The organism is Mycobacterium parmense (genome assembly GCF_010730575.1).
GTDB classification, from domain to species: domain Bacteria; phylum Actinomycetota; class Actinomycetes; order Mycobacteriales; family Mycobacteriaceae; genus Mycobacterium; species Mycobacterium parmense.
Map to the genome: position 1 here is coordinate 2631078 of NZ_AP022614.1, position 15771 is coordinate 2646848.

17 protein-coding genes are annotated in these 15771 nt (G+C 70.3%); 13 read left to right on the top strand and 4 right to left on the bottom strand.

Annotation, left to right across the window (positions count from 1 at the left end):
* The first annotated feature begins 31 nt into the window (after window positions 1–31).
* Both G6N48_RS11925 and G6N48_RS11930 read left to right on the top strand, forming a co-directional pair.
* Entirely contained in the window at window positions 32–1276 is a 1245-nt protein-coding gene (locus tag G6N48_RS11925; RefSeq protein ID WP_085267968.1) for a glycosyltransferase family 4 protein, read from the top strand.
* 4 nt (window positions 1277–1280) lie between these two features.
* Window positions 1281–2633 carry a TIGR01777 family oxidoreductase gene (locus tag G6N48_RS11930; RefSeq protein ID WP_085267967.1) on the top strand — a complete coding sequence of 451 codons (1353 nt, stop codon included), beginning with the start codon at window positions 1281–1283 and terminating at the stop codon, window positions 2631–2633.
* A 105-nt stretch (window positions 2634–2738) separates the two neighbouring features.
* Here G6N48_RS11930 and G6N48_RS11935 read toward each other — a convergent pair whose 3' ends face one another.
* Entirely contained in the window at window positions 2739–3233 is a 495-nt protein-coding gene (locus G6N48_RS11935; protein ID WP_085267966.1) for a MarR family winged helix-turn-helix transcriptional regulator, read from the bottom strand.
* A 275-nt stretch (window positions 3234–3508) separates the two neighbouring features.
* Here G6N48_RS11935 and G6N48_RS11940 point away from each other — a divergent pair, with 275 nt between their 5' ends.
* From G6N48_RS11940 to G6N48_RS11980, 9 genes are read left to right on the top strand one after another with little or no spacing between them, the layout of a single operon-like run.
* Window positions 3509–4630: a polyprenyl synthetase family protein gene (locus G6N48_RS11940; protein ID WP_085267965.1), complete on the top strand. Its 1122-nt coding sequence runs from the start codon at window positions 3509–3511 to the stop codon at window positions 4628–4630.
* 28 nt (window positions 4631–4658) lie between these two features.
* Complete coding sequence (gene crtI, locus G6N48_RS11945) at window positions 4659–6176, top strand: phytoene desaturase family protein (RefSeq protein WP_085267964.1); 1518 nt, start codon at window positions 4659–4661, stop codon at window positions 6174–6176.
* Complete coding sequence (locus tag G6N48_RS11950) at window positions 6173–7120, top strand: phytoene/squalene synthase family protein (RefSeq protein WP_085267963.1); 948 nt, start codon at window positions 6173–6175, stop codon at window positions 7118–7120. Before crtI ends, G6N48_RS11950 begins: the two co-directional genes overlap by 4 nt.
* A complete protein-coding gene (locus G6N48_RS11955) occupies window positions 7117–7440 on the top strand; it encodes a lycopene cyclase domain-containing protein (RefSeq protein WP_085267962.1) in 324 nt (107 codons plus the stop codon). Before G6N48_RS11950 ends, G6N48_RS11955 begins: the two co-directional genes overlap by 4 nt.
* Complete coding sequence (locus G6N48_RS11960; RefSeq protein WP_085267961.1) at window positions 7437–7748, top strand: lycopene cyclase domain-containing protein; 312 nt, start codon at window positions 7437–7439, stop codon at window positions 7746–7748. Before G6N48_RS11955 ends, G6N48_RS11960 begins: the two co-directional genes overlap by 4 nt.
* Complete coding sequence (locus G6N48_RS11965; protein WP_085267960.1) at window positions 7735–8460, top strand: class I SAM-dependent methyltransferase; 726 nt, start codon at window positions 7735–7737, stop codon at window positions 8458–8460. The genes G6N48_RS11960 and G6N48_RS11965 overlap by 14 nt, the downstream gene beginning before the upstream one ends.
* Complete coding sequence (locus G6N48_RS11970) at window positions 8457–9977, top strand: NAD(P)/FAD-dependent oxidoreductase (RefSeq protein WP_085267959.1); 1521 nt, start codon at window positions 8457–8459, stop codon at window positions 9975–9977. Before G6N48_RS11965 ends, G6N48_RS11970 begins: the two co-directional genes overlap by 4 nt.
* Window positions 9974–10993 carry a DUF5914 domain-containing protein gene (locus G6N48_RS11975; RefSeq protein WP_085267958.1) on the top strand — a complete coding sequence of 340 codons (1020 nt, stop codon included), beginning with the start codon at window positions 9974–9976 and terminating at the stop codon, window positions 10991–10993. Before G6N48_RS11970 ends, G6N48_RS11975 begins: the two co-directional genes overlap by 4 nt.
* On the top strand, window positions 10990–11376 hold the full coding sequence (locus G6N48_RS11980) for a DUF2784 domain-containing protein (RefSeq protein WP_085267957.1): 387 nt from the start codon (window positions 10990–10992) through the stop codon (window positions 11374–11376). Before G6N48_RS11975 ends, G6N48_RS11980 begins: the two co-directional genes overlap by 4 nt.
* Here the strand turns inward: G6N48_RS11980 and G6N48_RS11985 are convergent.
* The gene (locus G6N48_RS11985) at window positions 11358–11564 is read right to left on the bottom strand and encodes a hypothetical protein (RefSeq protein WP_085267956.1); all 207 of its coding nucleotides are present in this window, start codon (window positions 11562–11564) and stop codon (window positions 11358–11360) included. The two genes, G6N48_RS11980 and G6N48_RS11985, sit on opposite strands and share 19 nt — an antisense overlap.
* A gap of 55 nt (window positions 11565–11619) precedes the next feature.
* Window positions 11620–12402: a spirocyclase AveC family protein gene (locus tag G6N48_RS11990; protein WP_085267955.1), complete on the bottom strand. Its 783-nt coding sequence runs from the start codon at window positions 12400–12402 to the stop codon at window positions 11620–11622.
* A gap of 288 nt (window positions 12403–12690) precedes the next feature.
* Here G6N48_RS11990 and G6N48_RS11995 point away from each other — a divergent pair, with 288 nt between their 5' ends.
* Window positions 12691–13965 carry a TetR/AcrR family transcriptional regulator gene (locus G6N48_RS11995; RefSeq protein ID WP_232066604.1) on the top strand — a complete coding sequence of 425 codons (1275 nt, stop codon included), beginning with the start codon at window positions 12691–12693 and terminating at the stop codon, window positions 13963–13965.
* Here G6N48_RS11995 and G6N48_RS12000 read toward each other — a convergent pair.
* Window positions 13962–15158 (bottom strand): cytochrome P450, encoded by a 1197-nt coding sequence (locus tag G6N48_RS12000; RefSeq protein ID WP_085268073.1) that lies wholly within the window; start codon window positions 15156–15158, stop codon window positions 13962–13964. The genes G6N48_RS11995 and G6N48_RS12000 overlap by 4 nt on opposite strands.
* Window positions 15159–15460: 302 nt before the next feature.
* Between G6N48_RS12000 and G6N48_RS12005 the strand changes: the two genes are divergently transcribed.
* Window positions 15461–15766, top strand: coding sequence for a LapA family protein (locus tag G6N48_RS12005; RefSeq protein ID WP_085267953.1), 306 nt, complete (start codon window positions 15461–15463; stop codon window positions 15764–15766).
* Window positions 15767–15771 lie beyond the last annotated feature (5 nt).

The following is a 15771-nucleotide window of genomic DNA, read 5'->3' on the forward strand; positions in this document are numbered from 1 at the left end:
GGGTACCGCCGCGCCCCGGGTTGGGCGCCGCGTGAAGATTCTGATGGTGTCGTGGGAGTACCCGCCGGTCGTGATCGGCGGGCTGGGCCGCCACGTGCATCACCTGGCGACCGCGCTCGTCGCGGCCGGGCACGACGTCGTGGTGCTGTCGCGCCGCCCCACCGGCACCGACCCCAGCACGCATCCGTCCACCGACGAGGTCGTCGAGGGCGTACGCGTCGTCGCGGCCGCCCACGACCCGCACGAGTTCACCTTCGCCCACGACATGATGGCCTGGACGCTGGCGATGGGTCACTCCATGGTCCGCGCCGGGTTGTCGCTGAAGAAGCGTGGCAGCGGCCGGCCGTGGCGCCCCGACGTGGTGCACGCGCACGACTGGCTGGTGGCCCACCCGGCAATCGCACTCGCCCAGTTCTACGACGTGCCGATGGTTTCCACCATTCACGCGACCGAAGCCGGCCGCCACACCGGCTGGGTGGCCGGGCCGATCAGCCGTCAGGTGCACGCCGTCGAGTCGTGGCTGGTGCGCGAGTCCGATTCGCTCATCACGTGTTCGGCGTCGATGTCCGACGAGATCACCGAGCTGTTCGGGCCCGGATTGGCCGAGATCACGGTGATCCGCAACGGGATCGACGCGGCGCGCTGGCCGTTCGCGGCCCGCCGGCCCCGCAGCGGCCCGGCCGAATTGCTCTACCTCGGACGCCTGGAATACGAGAAGGGAGTGCACGACGCCATCGCCGCGCTGCCGCGCATCAGGCGCACGCACCCCGGCACCACTTTGACCATCGCCGGGGACGGCACCCAGCAGGACTGGCTGGTCGAGCAGGCCCGTAAATACCGTGTGATCAAGGCTATTCGATTCGTCGGGCACCTGGACCACACCGAGTTGCTGGCCGTGCTGCACCGGGCCGACGCCGCCGTGCTGCCCAGCCATTACGAGCCGTTCGGAATCGTCGCCCTGGAGGCCGCGGCGGCCGGCACCCCGCTGGTGACGTCCAACATCGGCGGCCTGGGCGAGGCGGTGATCGACGGGCAGACCGGGGTGTCGTGCCCGCCCCGCGACGTCGCTCGGCTGGCCGCGGCCGTGTGCAGGGTGCTCGACGACCCCGAGGCCGCGCAGCGGCGCGCCCGGGCGGCCCGCGAGCGGCTGACGTCGGACTTCGACTGGGCCACGGTGGCAGGCAAGACCGCCCAGGTGTACCTGGCGGCCAAGCGCGGCGAGCGGCAGCCGCAGCCCCGCCTGCCGATCATCGAGCATGCGTTGCCGGACCGTTAGCGCGATGGGCCTGCAGTATTCGAGCGTCGTCGACGCCCCGATAGCCGAGGTCTTCGACTGGCACGCCCGGCCGGGCGCGTTCAAGCGGCTCTCGCCGCCCTGGCAGCCCATGCACCTGGTGTCCGAGGCGACCTCGCTGCGCGATGGGCGCGCCACGCTCGCGCTGCCCGGCGGCCTGCGTTGGGTCGCCGTGCACCAGCCCGACGGCTACGACCCGCCCCGGCGCTTCGTCGACGCCGTCGGCCGCGACGGGCCGGCCTCGTTGCCCGCACGGATCGCCATGCGGTGGACGCACGTTCACGACTTCGAGGACGCCGGCGACAACCGGACCAGGGTGATCGACCGGGTCGACACGCCGGTGCCCGGCTCGCTGTTGCGGCCCATGTTCGTCTACCGGCACCGCCAGCTCGCCGACGACCTTGCCGGCCACCGACTGGCGGCCGAGCATGGATTGACGCCCAGGACGATCGCCGTGACGGGCTCGTCGGGGCTGGTGGGTTCGGCGCTGGCCGCGTTCCTGAGTACCGGCGGCCATCGGGTGATCCACCTGGTCCGCCGCGCGGCGCAAGGCGACGACGAACGGCAGTGGGACCCGGGGGCCCCCGACCCCGAATTGCTGGCCGGCGTCGACGCGGTGATCCACCTGGCCGGCGCCTCGATCGCGGGCCGGTTCACGCGGGCCCATCGGGATGCCTTGCGCGACAGCAGGATCGGGCCGACGCGCCGGCTGGCCGAGCTGCTGGCCCGCGGGCCGCGGCCGGCCGTCCTGATCTCGGCTTCGGCGATCGGGTTCTACGGTTACGACCGCGGCGACGAGGTCCTCATCGAGGACAGCGACCGCGGCGACGGTTTCCTGGCCGAGGTCGTCGCCGACTGGGAGGCCGCCACCGCACCGGCCGAGCAGGCCGGCGTGCGGGTGGTGCGGGTGCGCACCGGCATCGTGCAGTCGCCGGCCGGGGGCACCCTGAAATTAATGCGGCCGCTTTTCAGTGCCGGGCTGGGCGGTCGCCTCGGCGACGGCCGGCAGTGGTTGTCCTGGGTGGGGATCGACGACCTGGTCGACATCTACCACCGCGCGCTGTGGGACACCGAGCTGTCGGGGCCGGTGAATGCCGTTGCACCGCAACCTGTCCGCAACAGCGACTACACGCACACGCTGGCCCGGGTGGTGCACCGGCCCGCGGTGTTGCCGGTGCCGTCGCTGGGCCCCCGGCTGCTGCTCGGCAAGCAGGGTGCCCGCGAGCTGGCGTTCGCCAATCAGCGCGTGCTGCCCCAAAAGCTCACGGCGGCCGGCCACCGGTTTCGTCAACCCGCCCTCGATGAGGCGCTGCGCCACGTGCTCGGCCGGTCGGAGTAGCCGCTACGGCGCCCGTCCGTGGCGGCAGCGCGCGTAGGCGCGGGCCCGCAGATCGGCGGGCCGGCGCGCGACCAAACCCGTGGGCGCTCGATCAAGCGCTTGCGGTCATGGCGTCAGGCTGCCGCGATCGGCCTGGAAGTGCCGCATGGCGGCGATCAGTGCGGCGAGCACGCGGTGCGCCGAAGTGAGCTCGGCGTCGGAGATGTGCGACAGGGCTAGCCTGGTCTGCGCGCCGAGCGGACCGAAGAACGACCGGGCGGATGCGAGGCCCGATTCGTCGTGGCGCAGTATGACTTTTCGCCGGTCCGCCGGGTGTGAGTCGCGGCGAATGTGCCCGGCGTGGATCAACCTGTCCACCAGGTAGGTGATGGCCGAGCCCGAGAGGCCCATGCGCTGACTGAGGTCACCCGAGGTCATGGGCTGGCCCGCGGTTTCGGCGATCATGATGTGCTGCAATGCGCGAAAGTCGTTGGCACGCAAGCTGTGTGAGATCGCAAACAGCCGGCCGATCTGGTCGGACTCGGTTGAAATCTCCCGAAGATCGGCCGAGATCAGCGACTCCAGCTCTTCCCGGCCGGAGGACCGCTCGTCTGCGTCCATAACACAGCGAGCATATCGTGCGAGTGAGATTAATTTCAGTTCGTTAACGTTTAATCTACTGAAGATGCCGCGGAAATGGCCGGACTGTCGATCACCCTTGGCGCCTGCACTGGCGTAACGCGATCACTTTCACTAAATTAATGTTTAAGATATTGAAACTAGGTTGGCGACGCGGGCAGGAGTTTCGGCCCGCGTCACAGCCGGGTAAGTCCGCGTGTGCCTGAACCGTTCGCGCCTGCGGCTGCCAAGTCGTTGGGGAGGAGCCCTTGGGCACGATGCGCGCTTTGCCGTTCACGCCGGCGTGCGGCACACCGACGGCGTTGGATTCCCCGCGCGCCGAAGAGTTCGGTGTCTGGCGATCGACCGTGCGCGACGCGATGCTCGCCGACGTCGCGGAGTTCGTCGCCGCCCGGTGCGCCGACCAACTCGACGGCACGGGAATCGACGTGACCGGCGAGATCCTCCTCGAATTCGTCTCGGGCGGTAAGTGTCTGCGGTCCACCTTCGCGTACCTGGGCTGGCTGTGCGGGTCGGCGCCAAGCGGGGCGGCGGTGCGCGCCGCCGCCAGTTTCGAACTGCTGCACGCCTTCGCGCTGCTGCAGGACGACGTCATGGATTCCTCGACCGAACGGCGCGGCCGGCCGGCGGCCCACCTGCAGTTCGCCCGCTGGCACCGCGCGCGCGGGTTGTCCGGCTCCGCGGGCCGGTTCGGCGAATCGTCCGCCATTCTGCTCGGCGACCTCTGCCTGATCTGGGCCGAGCAGATGCTGCGCGAGAGCGGCCTCGACGCCCGCCGCCTGTGGCGAGCGTGGCCGCGCTACGACGAGATGCGCATCGAGCTGGCGATAGGTCAGTTCGCCGACCTGACAAGCGATGTCCGGCGCATGCCGACCCTGGAAGCGGTGCTGGACGTGGCGCGTCGCAAGTCGGGCAATTACACCGTGCGCCGGCCGCTCGAGATCGGCGCGGCGATGTCGGATTGTGACGACCGGACGCTGTGCCGCCTCGGCCGCTACGGCGCCGAGGTCGGCGAGGCATTCCAGCTGCGCGACGACATGCTCGGCGTGTTCGGTTCACCGGCGACGACGGGCAAACCCTGCGCCAACGACCTGCGCGAACGCAAGGCGACCAGCGTCGTGGTGGCCGCCTGCCAGCTGGCCGACGCACCCACCAGAAAAGAGCTCACCGCCCTTCTGACCGGCGACGAACTCGACGACGGCGGGCTCGAGCGGTGCAAGTCGCTGATCGTCGCGACAGGGGCGGTGGAGCTGATCGAGGAGATGATCGGCGACCGCGTCGTATCGGCCTGCCGGCAGTTGGCCGATCTGGCGGTGCCCGACGCCGTGCGCACGGCGCTGGCCGACATGGCGGCCGTTTGCACGAACCGCGCCGAATGACCGACACAGATCTGGGAGCCTATTGAGTATGCGAACCATTGTGGGCCGCACCGATCACGTGGTGGTCGTCGGTGCCGGGCTGGCGGGCCTTGCCGCGGCGCTGCATCTGGCCGGGCGGGGACGGGCGGTCACGGTGGTCGAGCGCCACCCGTGGCCCGGGGGCCGGACCGGCCGGCTCGACGTCGACGGCTACCGCATAGACACCGGACCGACCGTGATCACCATGCCGGAGATCATCGACGAGACCTTGGCGGCCGTGGGCAAGACCCGCGCGGGCCGCCTGGAGCTGCTGCCGGTCGACCCGGCCTACCGGGCAGTCTTCGCCGATGGCAGCGCACTCGACGTGCACAGCGACCCCGACGAGATGGCCGCGGCCGTCGAACGATTTGCCGGCCCCGCGCAGGCGGCCGGCTACCGGCGGCTGCGGGAATGGCTGCAGCAGCTGTACCGCACCGAGTTCGACGGCTTCATCGGTGCCAACTTCGACTCTCCGCTCTCGCTGCTCACACCCCAGCTGGCGCGGTTGGCCGCGCTGGGCGGGTTCCGCAAGTGGGACCGCGTGATCGAGCGCTACATCAGTGACCCGCGGCTGCGGCGCGTGTTCACCTTCCAGTCGCTCTATGCCGGCGTGGCACCCAAGGACGCCCTGGCGGTGTACGCGGTCATCGCTTACATGGACACCATCGCCGGTGTGGTCTTCCCCCGTGGGGGCGTGCGGGCGCTGCCCGACGCGCTGGCCGGCGCGGCGGCCGAGGCCGGCGTCCGGTTCTGCTACGGCCAGACGGTCACGGCGCTGGAGCGAAGCGGCGACCGGGTCAGCGCCGTGCGCACGGACCACTCCGAGCGGATCGGGTGCGACGCGGTGGTCCTGACCACCGAGCTGCCCCAGACCTACGCGCTGCTGGGCCGCACACCGCGGCGCATCCTGCCGCTGCGGGCCTCCCCTTCGGCGGTGGTGGCGCACATCGGGTGCCCGGCGGTGGCGCCCGAGACGGCGCACCACACCATACTGTTCGGGGAGGCCTGGAATCAGACCTTCACCGACATCATCCGCGACGGGCGAGTCATGCGAGATCCGTCATTGTTGGTCACCCGGCCCACCGCCGGTGATCCGTCGCTGGCTCCCGCCGGGCGGGACCTGCTCTACGTGCTCGCGCCTGCGCCGAACCTCGACCGCGGCACCGTCGACTGGGACGGCGACGGCCGGGCCTACGTGGACCGGATGATCGACGACGTCACGAAACGGCTGCTGCCCGGCCTGCGCGAGGACGCGACGGTGCTCGGCGTCGTCACCCCCGCCGACTGGGCGCGCCAGGGCATGGCCGGCGGCAGCCCGTTCGCGCTCGCCCACACCTTCGCCCAGACCGGGCCGTTCCGGCCCGCGAACATGGTGCGAGGCATCGGCAACGCCGTGCTCGCGGGCTCGTCCACCGTGCCGGGCGTCGGGGTGCCGACCGCGCTGATCTCCGGGCGACTGGCCGCCGACCGCATCACCGGCGCCGTGCCATCGACGGTGCGTCCCGACACGAAAGCGCAGTTGCCATGATCCGCAGCGAGTTGGACGCGGCCGGAATCGACGATCCCCGGCTGCGTGGCTCCTACCGGCGTTGCCGCGAACTCAATGCGGCGCATGGCCGCACGTTCTTCCTGGCGACCCGGCTGCTGGCGCCGGACCAGCGGCCGGCGGTGCACGCGCTGTACGGCTTCGCGCGCTATGCCGACGACATCCTCGACGACCTCGACGCGCAGGAAGGCATCGAGTCCCGGGCGCGGCGCCTGCAGGAACTGTCGGACCGGTTCTTCGCCGGCGAGCACCTCGGCGACCCGGTGCTCGCCGCGGTCCTGCACACCGCGCAGCGGTACGCGATCGCCACCGAGCTGTTCGACGACTTCCTGGCGTCGATGCGGATGGACCTCACGATCACCGACTATCCCGACCGCGAGTCGCTCAACTCCTACATGCGCGGCTCCGCGGAGGCGATCGGGCTGCAGGTGCTCCCGGTCCTGGGCACCGTGACCGCCGTCGAGGACGCCGCACCCTACGCGGCGGCGCTGGGCAGGGCGTTTCAGCTCACCAATTTCCTGCGCGACGTCGACGAGGACCTGCTGCGCGGGCGGGTCTACCTGCCGGCCGACGAATTGGCCGCCCACGGTGTCGATCGCGACCTGCTGACGTGGTGCCACACGAAGCGCCGGATCGTGCCGCGGGTGCGCGAAGCGCTGGCCGAGCAGCACGAGATCACCAGGCAGACATACCGATTCGCCGCCGCGGGCATCGACATGCTGGCGCCGCGGTCACGCCCGTGCGTCGCGGCGGCCGCCGCGCTGTACTCGGAGATACTCGACCGCATCGAGGCCGGCGACTTCGAGGTCTTCTCCCACCGCGCCACCGTCGGCCGGGCCCGACGACTCCAGGTCGCCGGGCTGGGGTTGATACGGTCGTGGCGCGCGCGCAACGGTGGCTCTGATACCCGGTCGGGGGCCGCATGAGCGATCGCTGGCAGTATCTCCTGGTGCTCGCCGCGTGCCTGCTGATCACCGCGCCCCTGGAGACGTTCGGCGCCGGCGTCTACCGCCGCTGGCGGCGGCTCGCCAAGTCCGTTCTTCCGGTGGCAGCGGTTTTCCTGGTCTGGGACGAGGTCGCGGTGGCCGGGCACGTGTGGACCTACAACCGCGCCTACGTCACCGGATGGCAGATCCCGTTCGAGGTGCCGATCGAGGAACTCCTGTTCTTCATCGTCATCCCGATCTGCGCGCTGCTGACCTACAACGCCGTGGGCACCATCCTCGAGCGGGTCAACCGCCGATGACCGGCCTGGGCTACACCGTGCCGGCCGTGGTCGCCGTATTCGCCGTTTGGGCAATGGAATTGGCGCTGTTGCGGACCGGACTGTTCCGCCGGCCGGCGTATTGGCTGTCGATGCTGATCGTGCTGGGCTTCCAGATTCCGGTCGACGGGTGGCTGACCAAGCGCAGCTCCCCCATCGTCATCTACGACGACCGCCAGACCACGGGCCTTCGCTTCCCGTTCGACATCCCGGTCGAGGACTTCCTGTTCGGTTTCGCCCTGGCCACCGCCGTGCTGCTGCTGTGGGAATTCCAACGTGCGCGGCGGTGACCTGCGGCCCGCGCCCGCCGAGCTGTCGGCGGCGTTCGACGCCGGCGCCGCGGCCTACGACAGGCTGGTGGGCTCCAGCCCCGGCTACCACGCGCACCTGCTGCTGTCCGCCCGCCGGATGCGAATCCCCAACCGCGGCAGGGGCTTGAGGCTGCTGGACGCCGGGTGCGGCACCGGCGCGTCGACGGCGGCGCTGCTGAGCGTCGCGCCCGAAGCCGAGATCGTCGCGATCGACGCGTCGCGCGGCATGCTCGACGCGGCGGCCGGCAAGGGCTGGCCCCCCTCGGTGCGATTCGTGCACACGCCCGTCGAGCAGTTGGCCGAGCACGGCATCACCGGTCCGTTCGACGGCATCCTGGCCGCCTACCTGATTCGCAACCTCGCCGAACCCGACGGCCAGCTGCACACCTTCCGCACGCTGCTGCGCCCCGGCGCCACCCTGGCGGTGCACGAGTACTCGGTGCGCGACTCCCGGGCCGCGACCCGGATCTGGCATGCGGTCTGCTGGGGCGTCATCATCCCCTCCGGGTGGTTGCGGACCCGCGACACCGCGCTGTACCGGTACCTGTGGCGCAGCGTGCTGGCGTTCGACGGGGCGGCGCAATTCCGGGCGCGCCTGGCCGACGCCGGCTTCACCGCCGTGCACAGCGAGACGATGCCCGGCTGGGAGGCCAACATCGTGCACACGTTCCTGGCGGACGCGCCGCTATGACGGGCGACCGCCGACGCCGAACATTCCCCGCCGCGCCGGGATTGCCCCATGCCGCCGCGCTGGAAGCCCGTCCCCGGGTGGTCGTGGTGGGCGGCGGCATCGCGGGTCTGACCGCCGCCACCGGCCTGGCCGAGCGCGGCGTCGACGTCGAGGTTGTCGAACGCGAGCGCTACCTGGGCGGCCGGGTGGGCGGTTGGACCGAGCAGCACGACGGCACCGACCTGGCGATGAACCGCGGATTCCACGCGTTCTTCCGGCAGTACTACAACCTGCGGGCCCTGCTGCGGCGCGTCGACCCGCAACTGCGCATGCTCACCGCCGTCGAGGACTATCCGCTGATCGACGCCGACGGCCGGCGAGACAGCTTCCGCGGGCTGCCGCGCACCCCACCGTGGAACGCGGTGGCGTTTGCGGCGCGCAGCCCGACGTTTCGGCTGCGCGACTTCCTGCACATCGACGCTCGCGCCGCGGCGCCCCTGGCCGCGGTGTCGGTACCGGACATCTACCGGCGCCTCGACCACACCGACGCCGCGACCTTCCTCAAAGACATCCGTTTCCCGCCGGCCGCAAGGCATCTGGCCTTCGAGGTGTTCTCCCGCAGCTTCTTCGCCGACCCGGCGCAGCTGTCCGCCGCCGAGCTGGCCACCATGTTCCACATCTACTTCCTGGGGTCCAGCGAGGGACTCATCTTCGACGTCCCCACCGCGAACTACGACGTTGCGCTCTGGCAGCCGCTGCAGCACTACCTCGAGGGGCACGGCGCGCGGTTCCGGCTCGGCACCGGCGTACAGCGTGTCGACACCGCCGGTGCCGGGTTCGCGGTGCGGACCGATTCCGGCGAGGCCCTCGATGCCGACGCCGTGGTGCTGGCGACCGATGTCGCCGGCCTGCAGCGCATCGTTGCCGCCTCCGACGGCCTGGGCAGGAACGAGTGGCGCGCGCAGATCGCGCGGATGCGTATCGCGCCGCCGTTCGCCGTGCACCGGTTGTGGCTCGACAAGCCGGTCGCGGCCAGCCGCTCGGCATTCCTCGGCACCGCCGGCCACGAACCGCTGGACAACATCAGCGTGCTGGACCGCTACGAACGCGAAGCCGGCGAATGGGCCCGCAGTAACCATGGTTCGGTAGTCGAATTGCATTCCTACGCATTGGAATCCAAGCCATCTCGCTCGGCGGGGCTGCGCCGGCTGCACAAGCTGTACCCGGAAACCGCGGCAGCGCGTGTGGTGTGCGAACGGCTGCTGGAACGGGGCGACTGCCCCCTGTTCGCGCCCGGGTCATACGAGCAGCGACCCAGGGTGGTCACGCCCGCGCCCGGCCTGTTGCTGGCCGGCGACGCCATCCGCATCGACCTGCCGGTGGCGCTGATGGAACGCGCGGCAACCACCGGTTGGTGCGCCGCGAACGAATTGTTGAGACAATGGGGACTCGCCGGACACGCGTTGCACTCCGTACCCACCCAGGGCCGGTCGCCACTGTTGCGATGGCTCGCCGGCCGCGAGAGATCCACACGATGAGCAAGATCCGCGATCAGCTGCACCACCTGCGGCCCTCCGCAGGCCCCAAAGACTGGCCGCTGCAAGTCGTTGCGCGCACGTCGTGGTCGCGGCAGCGGCCCACCTATCGCGACGCGCAACCCGCCATCATCGAGGGCGCGCTGCGGCGTTCCCAGCGCAAACCCACCGGCAACTGGTACGCCTTCGCCGCCAGCCGCGAAGTGCGCCCCGGGCGGCCCTTCGGTGCCACCGTCGCGGGCGTCGAGGTGGTCGCCTGGCGCGACGAACAGGGCCGGCTGTGCGTCGGCCCGCGTACCTGCCCGCATCTGGGCGCCGACCTCGCCACCGGTGCCGTGCGCCGCGGCACGCTGATCTGCCGGTGGCACGGGCTGGCCCTCGACGGTCGCTGCCGCGAGTTCGGATGGAGCCCACTGCCCGGCCACGACGACGGCACCCTGGCGTGGGTGCGGCTCGACGACGTGGGCGGCGAGGCGCCGCTGCCCGAACCGGTGATCCCCGACCGGCCCGCCGGCGACACGCTGGCCGCCGTGGCCCGCGTGGAGGGTGTGTGCGAACCCGCCGACGTCATCGCCAACCGGCTCGATCCCTGGCACGGCGCCTGGTTTCACCCCTACTCGTTCACCCGGCTGGACGTGATCACCACGCCCACCGAGGAAGCCGATCATTTCCTGGTGGCGGTCACGTTCCGGATGGGGCGCCTGGGCGTGCCTGTGATCGCGGAGTTCTCTTGCCCGCAGGCCCGCACCATCGTGATGCGGATCGTCGACGGCGAGGGTACCGGCAGCGTCGTCGAGACCCACGCCACCCCAGTCGGTTCCGGCGCCGACGGCCGTCCCCGCACCGCGGTCTTGGAGGCCACCGTCGCCCACTCGGACCGTCCCGGTTTCCAGCGGGCCACGCGGGTGGCGCCGCTGATCGCACCGCTGATGCGCCACGCGGCCGCCCGGCTCTGGCGCGACGACATCGCCTACGCCGAGCGCCGCTACCAGCTGCGCGCCGGCGGCGCCCGACCGTGAGGCGACCCTACTCCGGCGTGGTCGCCGCGGTCGCGGGGCTGCACTTCGCGTACCTGTGCTACGTGCCGGCGGGGGGATTCGTCGCGCTGCGCTGGCCGCGGACCATCGTTCTGCATGTTCCCGCTGTCGCGTGGGGTGTGGCCGTCGTGGGTTTCAACCTGCGGTGCCCACTGACGGCGCTGGAATCGTGGGCCCGCGGGCGCGCGGAGATGGAGCCCTTACCCGCAGCGGGATTCGTCGACCGCTACGTCGAAGGGCGTCTCATCCCGCGCGGGCGTACCGGCGGCGCCCAGGCACTGGCGTTCATCGCGGCGGCGCTCTCGTGGATTATACTGGCGCAGAGGCGTTTTCGCGTCCGGCCGGGTCAGTCCGACGCCGGCTGATACGACGGGAGCGGGCTTGCCGCACGCGACCTGCGCCGCCACGCGGCCCAGGCAGCGGCCGAGGCCACGACGCCGATCAGGACGACGCCCGGCCAGAAGGCCAGCTGCGCCAACCACAACCGTCGCTGCAGCCGAAGCACCTCGCGCTGCCCGCGCCGAACCCGTCGGGCCGTATCCTCGATGGTCATTCCGGGAGCATTTACCCTGAGTCGATTTCTCAAACCAGCGCCCGTGCCGGGAAAGCTATCGGGGCTGATTGGGCACACCGTCGAACAGCTCGCCGGCGGGGGCGACGGTCACCAGGCCGGCCAGCTTGGTCACCAGGTGCGGCGCGAAGACGGCACCGTACACGACGTGCCCGACGACCACGGCGGCGGCGATCGACAGCAACGCGGACTGCACGCGCCCGGCGGAGTGCGAGTCAGCCCACACGTCGATGACGGTGCGTCCCTGCGCGTCCGTACGCCCGAGGAGGTAGGCGAACACCATCACCAGCACCCCCATCGCCAGCGCATCGTAGAGCGGATACTGGTGTTTTGTGCCCTCCCGGATAGCCAGCCCGCTGATCACGCGGCCGTAGTAGAAGACACCGAGCTCGGCCCCGACGAAGCCGTTGAACAGCAGCGCCCACAGGAATCCGATCGTCAGACCCGCGCCCAGCAGGGTCTGCGGGCGGCGCCAGCCCAACCTCGCGCTCACCCGGCGTCCGGCGGACGCCGCAATGACCGCGGGCAGCACGAAGTAGGAGATGTATCCGGGCGGGACCGGGGCGGGCAACCCGCCCCAGGTCATGTTCATGGGCCACCACGGCGGCATGCGCGGCAGGGCCGGGGGGAACTGGGCGTACATCGCCCAGTCGTACGGCGCCTCGATCCAGGAGAACGAGATCGCCGAAATGCACACCAGTAGGAGCGGATCCACACGGCCCCTACGAAGGCTGCGGTAGACGCCGAACGCCACGAACGCCAACCCGCCGAGGTAGGCGAACGCGATGCCCAGCTTCATCACCGGCGTCAGCCCGGTCATGACTCACCGCCGCGCGCCGGCTCACGGGCCTCGGGGTCGAATCGCCACACCAGGGCGGCGACGATCGCGATCAGGCCGAACAGCGTCCCCAGCATGATTGCAATTGCCATGAGTCGAGGGTCGCCTCCATAAACCTAACGTTTGGTCTAACGTAGTGAGCATTGGCCGCCCCTGTCAATGTCGTTGGGCACCAATGGGGTGGATGCGCGCCGGGTTCTGCTAGCGTTTGACCGAACGCTGGTTCAATCGCGCGTCAGGAGCGGCCTCGGTGTTGTGGAGCGTCCCCCGGTGACCCCGCGGGCGCGGACGACGTCGGAGAACGCTTCCATCGATTCCACTCGGCGCTCGGCGGTTCTCGAGACCGCCGCCTCGCTGATCGCAACGTCGGGGCTGCGCACCTCGATGCACGAGATCGCCGACGCGGCCGGCATCCAGCCGGGCAGCCTCTATCACCACTTCGACTCCAAGGAAGCGCTCCTGGTGGAGCTGCTCCGGCGCTACCACCGCGACCTGGACCGCATCGCCGAGCAAGCGCTGGCGGCGCTCGACGACCCCGACGCCCGCCCCGGGGTCGGGCAGATCACCGCGCTGGGGGCGGCGGTGGCCCGGTGCGCCGTCGCCAATCGCGCCGCAATCCAGATCTCGATGTATGAAACCCCCAGCGCCAACGCCGAACTCATCGAGTGGACCCGCCGGCGTCCGACGGCGGTGCTCGACGCCGTGTACCAGACGCTGCGGGCGGCGCGATGGGCGGGATCGATCGGATCGGAGATCGACCTGCGCGTGCTGGCGGACCGCATCTGCCAGAGCATGCTGCAGGTCGGCCTCGACGTCGTCCGGCACAACGCACCGGCCGAGGATGTCGCGACGCTGTTCTGCCGGATCATCTTCGAAGGGCTCGCCGCCGGCCGGCCCTCCGACGCCGATCTCGACCGGTCCGCCGCGTTCCTGGCCGCCAACGACGCCATCGCCGGCTGGACCGACGACACCGAACCCGACGACCGGGTCGCCCACATCCGCGCGGTGGCACGCAGCGAGTTCGGGCGCCGGGGATACGAGGGCACGACGATCCGCGACATCGCGGCCGCGGCGGGAATGGGCCACGGCACCGTCTTTCGTCACATCGGCTCCAAGGAGGAGCTGCTGGCCTCGATCATGGGCGGCTTCGGGGAGAAGGTGGAGGCCTGTGCGAAACGCGTCCTGCGCGCGCAGTCGACGCCGGTCGAAAAGCTCGACGCGCTCGGCTGGGTCAACATCAACGCGCTGCAACGCTTCGGCGACGAGTTCCGCATCCAGCTCGCGTGGATGCGCCAGATCCCCCCGGACGCCGCAAACCCCAGTGTCGAGTTCCCCACCCGGCTCAAGCAGACCAAAGCCCTTCTCGCTCAAGGCATCAAGTCGGGTGAGATAAAGATCGACGACGCCCCCCGGGAGATGCTCGCGCGCTGCATCATCAGCCTGCAATGGATGCCGGAGAACATCGTGGCCGATATCGGCGCCACGGCCGCGCAGGTGCATCTTCGCGACACGCTGCTGCGCGGCGTCGCCTCGGCGTCGGGTTAGCCCAGGACCACAGGCAGCCTGCCCCACCCCCGCACGCTGGCGGTGTGCGCCTTCGCGGCGTGAGAATAGTCGACCTCCCAGTCCGGCCACCGCCTGATGACCTCCTCGAAAACCACGCGCGCCTGCATGCGCGCGAGCGCGGAGCCCATGCAGAAGTGCAGGCCCTGCCCGAAGCTGAGATGCCCGCCGCCGCGGTGGATGTCGAAGCGCTCGCCGTCGGGGAACCGGCTCTCGTCGCGATTGGCCGAGCCATTGAGCAGCAGCATGATCGAGCCCTCGGCGATCGGCTGGCCCCGGCATTCGGTGTCGTGGGCGACGTAGCGCGCCTGCACGGGCGAGGGCGCCTCGTAACGCAGCACCTCTTCGATGGCGCCCGGCAGCAGCGAGCGATCCGCGACGAGCTCCCGGCGCTGGTCGGGATGGTCGGCCAGCAGTTGCGCGGTGAACCCGATCAGCCGCGTGGTGGTCTCGTTGCCGGCCCCGGCGATCATGCTCGTGTAGGTGAGCACCTCGGTGCGGGTCAGCCGCCGGACCCCGCCGCCGTCCTCGATCTCGGCGTTGAGCAGCTGCGTCATCAGGTCATCGGAGGGGTGTTCGGCCCGCCAGTCGATGTAGTCGGCGAACACCTGGTAGGCCTGTTCGAACGCGTCGTCGGACACAACGTAGGAAGCCTCGTCCTCCTTGAGGCCGATCGCGTGATCGGTGTTGTCGCGGATCGACGCCTGGTTCTGCTCGGGAATGCCGAGCAGGTAACCGATGGTCCGCATCGGGATCAAGGCGCCGAGGTCCGCGATGAAGTCGAAGCGCTCCGGGTCGACCGCCTCGAGCGCGCGCTCGCAGAACTGCCGGGTCAGCGGCTCGATCGCTTCCATCCGCCGCGGTGTGAAGACCCGTGACAGCAGGCGGCGGTGCAGGTCGTGCAGCGGCGGATCCTCGAAGAGGATCACCCCCGGAGGCACCTCGAGCCCGCTCCTGATGACATCCATGGTCGTGCCGCGGCCCGATCGGTAGGTCTGCCAGTTGGGCAGCTCCCGGGCGACGTCGTCGTAGCGGCTCAGCGCGTAGAAGCCGAACTTCTCGTTGTAATAGAGCGGGGCTTCCTCCCGCATCCTCTTGAACACCGGGTAGGGGTTGTCGTCGATGTCGAAGTCGAAGGGGTCGTAGTAGAGGTCGACGGCCTGGGCGCCGGTCATGGTGGGGTCCTCACTTGTCTCGGTGTCCACGGATCAACCAAATATTTGTGCCGGATACGCTAACACGATGCGTCGGGCCTCGGACCGGCCGCACCGGTCCGGCGGGGTTGCGGTGCAACATCGGCGGAACTGCTCCCCGAGGTTGCCGGGCGGACCATCCGGAGGTCCGCCGCACAACATCACCTAATATTTGTTCTTCCGGTGTCCTCACCCGTGGCGCAACCGAGCCTCACATCGGGTTTGGGCGCCCGCGATGCGGGCAAAACGGGTTTGGGCGCCCGCAATGCGGGCAAGACCTCATCATGAGCACTCACTCGTCCGGGCGGCGCGCCCTTTCGCGTTCCGCGCCCCCTTCCCCGTTCACCCGGCTCGCGGCCGCCTGGTGGGCACTCGTCGTCGGCTCGATCATCCTGGTCGTGCTGCTCGTCTTCGTCGCGCAGAACACCGACACCGTCGCCCTGCACTTTTTGGTCTTCGATTGGACCCTGCCGGTCGGGGTCGGATACCTGCTGTCCGCGGTTGCCGGCGCGACCATCGCCGTGCTGGTCGGCGCCGCGCGGATGATTCAGGTGAGGCGCGCGGCCAAGAGGGACGTCAGACACGACTGACCTCG

Excerpts from the sequence above, each read along its gene's own strand:
- G6N48_RS11930 (WP_085267967.1), top strand. The coding sequence starts at position 1,281 with ATGGGCCTGCAGTATTCGAGCGTCGTCGACGCCCCGATAGCCGAGGTC.
- G6N48_RS11935 (WP_085267966.1), bottom strand. The coding sequence starts at position 3,233 with ATGGACGCAGACGAGCGGTCCTCCGGCCGGGAAGAGCTGGAGTCGCTG.
- G6N48_RS11940 (WP_085267965.1), top strand. The coding sequence starts at position 3,509 with ATGCGCGCTTTGCCGTTCACGCCGGCGTGCGGCACACCGACGGCGTTG.
- crtI (WP_085267964.1), top strand. The coding sequence starts at position 4,659 with ATGCGAACCATTGTGGGCCGCACCGATCACGTGGTGGTCGTCGGTGCC.
- G6N48_RS11950 (WP_085267963.1), top strand. The coding sequence starts at position 6,173 with ATGATCCGCAGCGAGTTGGACGCGGCCGGAATCGACGATCCCCGGCTG.
- G6N48_RS11955 (WP_085267962.1), top strand. The coding sequence starts at position 7,117 with ATGAGCGATCGCTGGCAGTATCTCCTGGTGCTCGCCGCGTGCCTGCTG.
- G6N48_RS11960 (WP_085267961.1), top strand. The coding sequence starts at position 7,437 with ATGACCGGCCTGGGCTACACCGTGCCGGCCGTGGTCGCCGTATTCGCC.
- G6N48_RS11970 (WP_085267959.1), top strand. The coding sequence starts at position 8,457 with ATGACGGGCGACCGCCGACGCCGAACATTCCCCGCCGCGCCGGGATTG.
- G6N48_RS11975 (WP_085267958.1), top strand. The coding sequence starts at position 9,974 with ATGAGCAAGATCCGCGATCAGCTGCACCACCTGCGGCCCTCCGCAGGC.
- G6N48_RS11985 (WP_085267956.1), bottom strand. The coding sequence starts at position 11,564 with ATGACCATCGAGGATACGGCCCGACGGGTTCGGCGCGGGCAGCGCGAG.
- G6N48_RS11990 (WP_085267955.1), bottom strand. The coding sequence starts at position 12,402 with ATGACCGGGCTGACGCCGGTGATGAAGCTGGGCATCGCGTTCGCCTAC.
- G6N48_RS12000 (WP_085268073.1), bottom strand. The coding sequence starts at position 15,158 with ATGACCGGCGCCCAGGCCGTCGACCTCTACTACGACCCCTTCGACTTC.
- G6N48_RS12005 (WP_085267953.1), top strand. The coding sequence starts at position 15,461 with ATGAGCACTCACTCGTCCGGGCGGCGCGCCCTTTCGCGTTCCGCGCCC.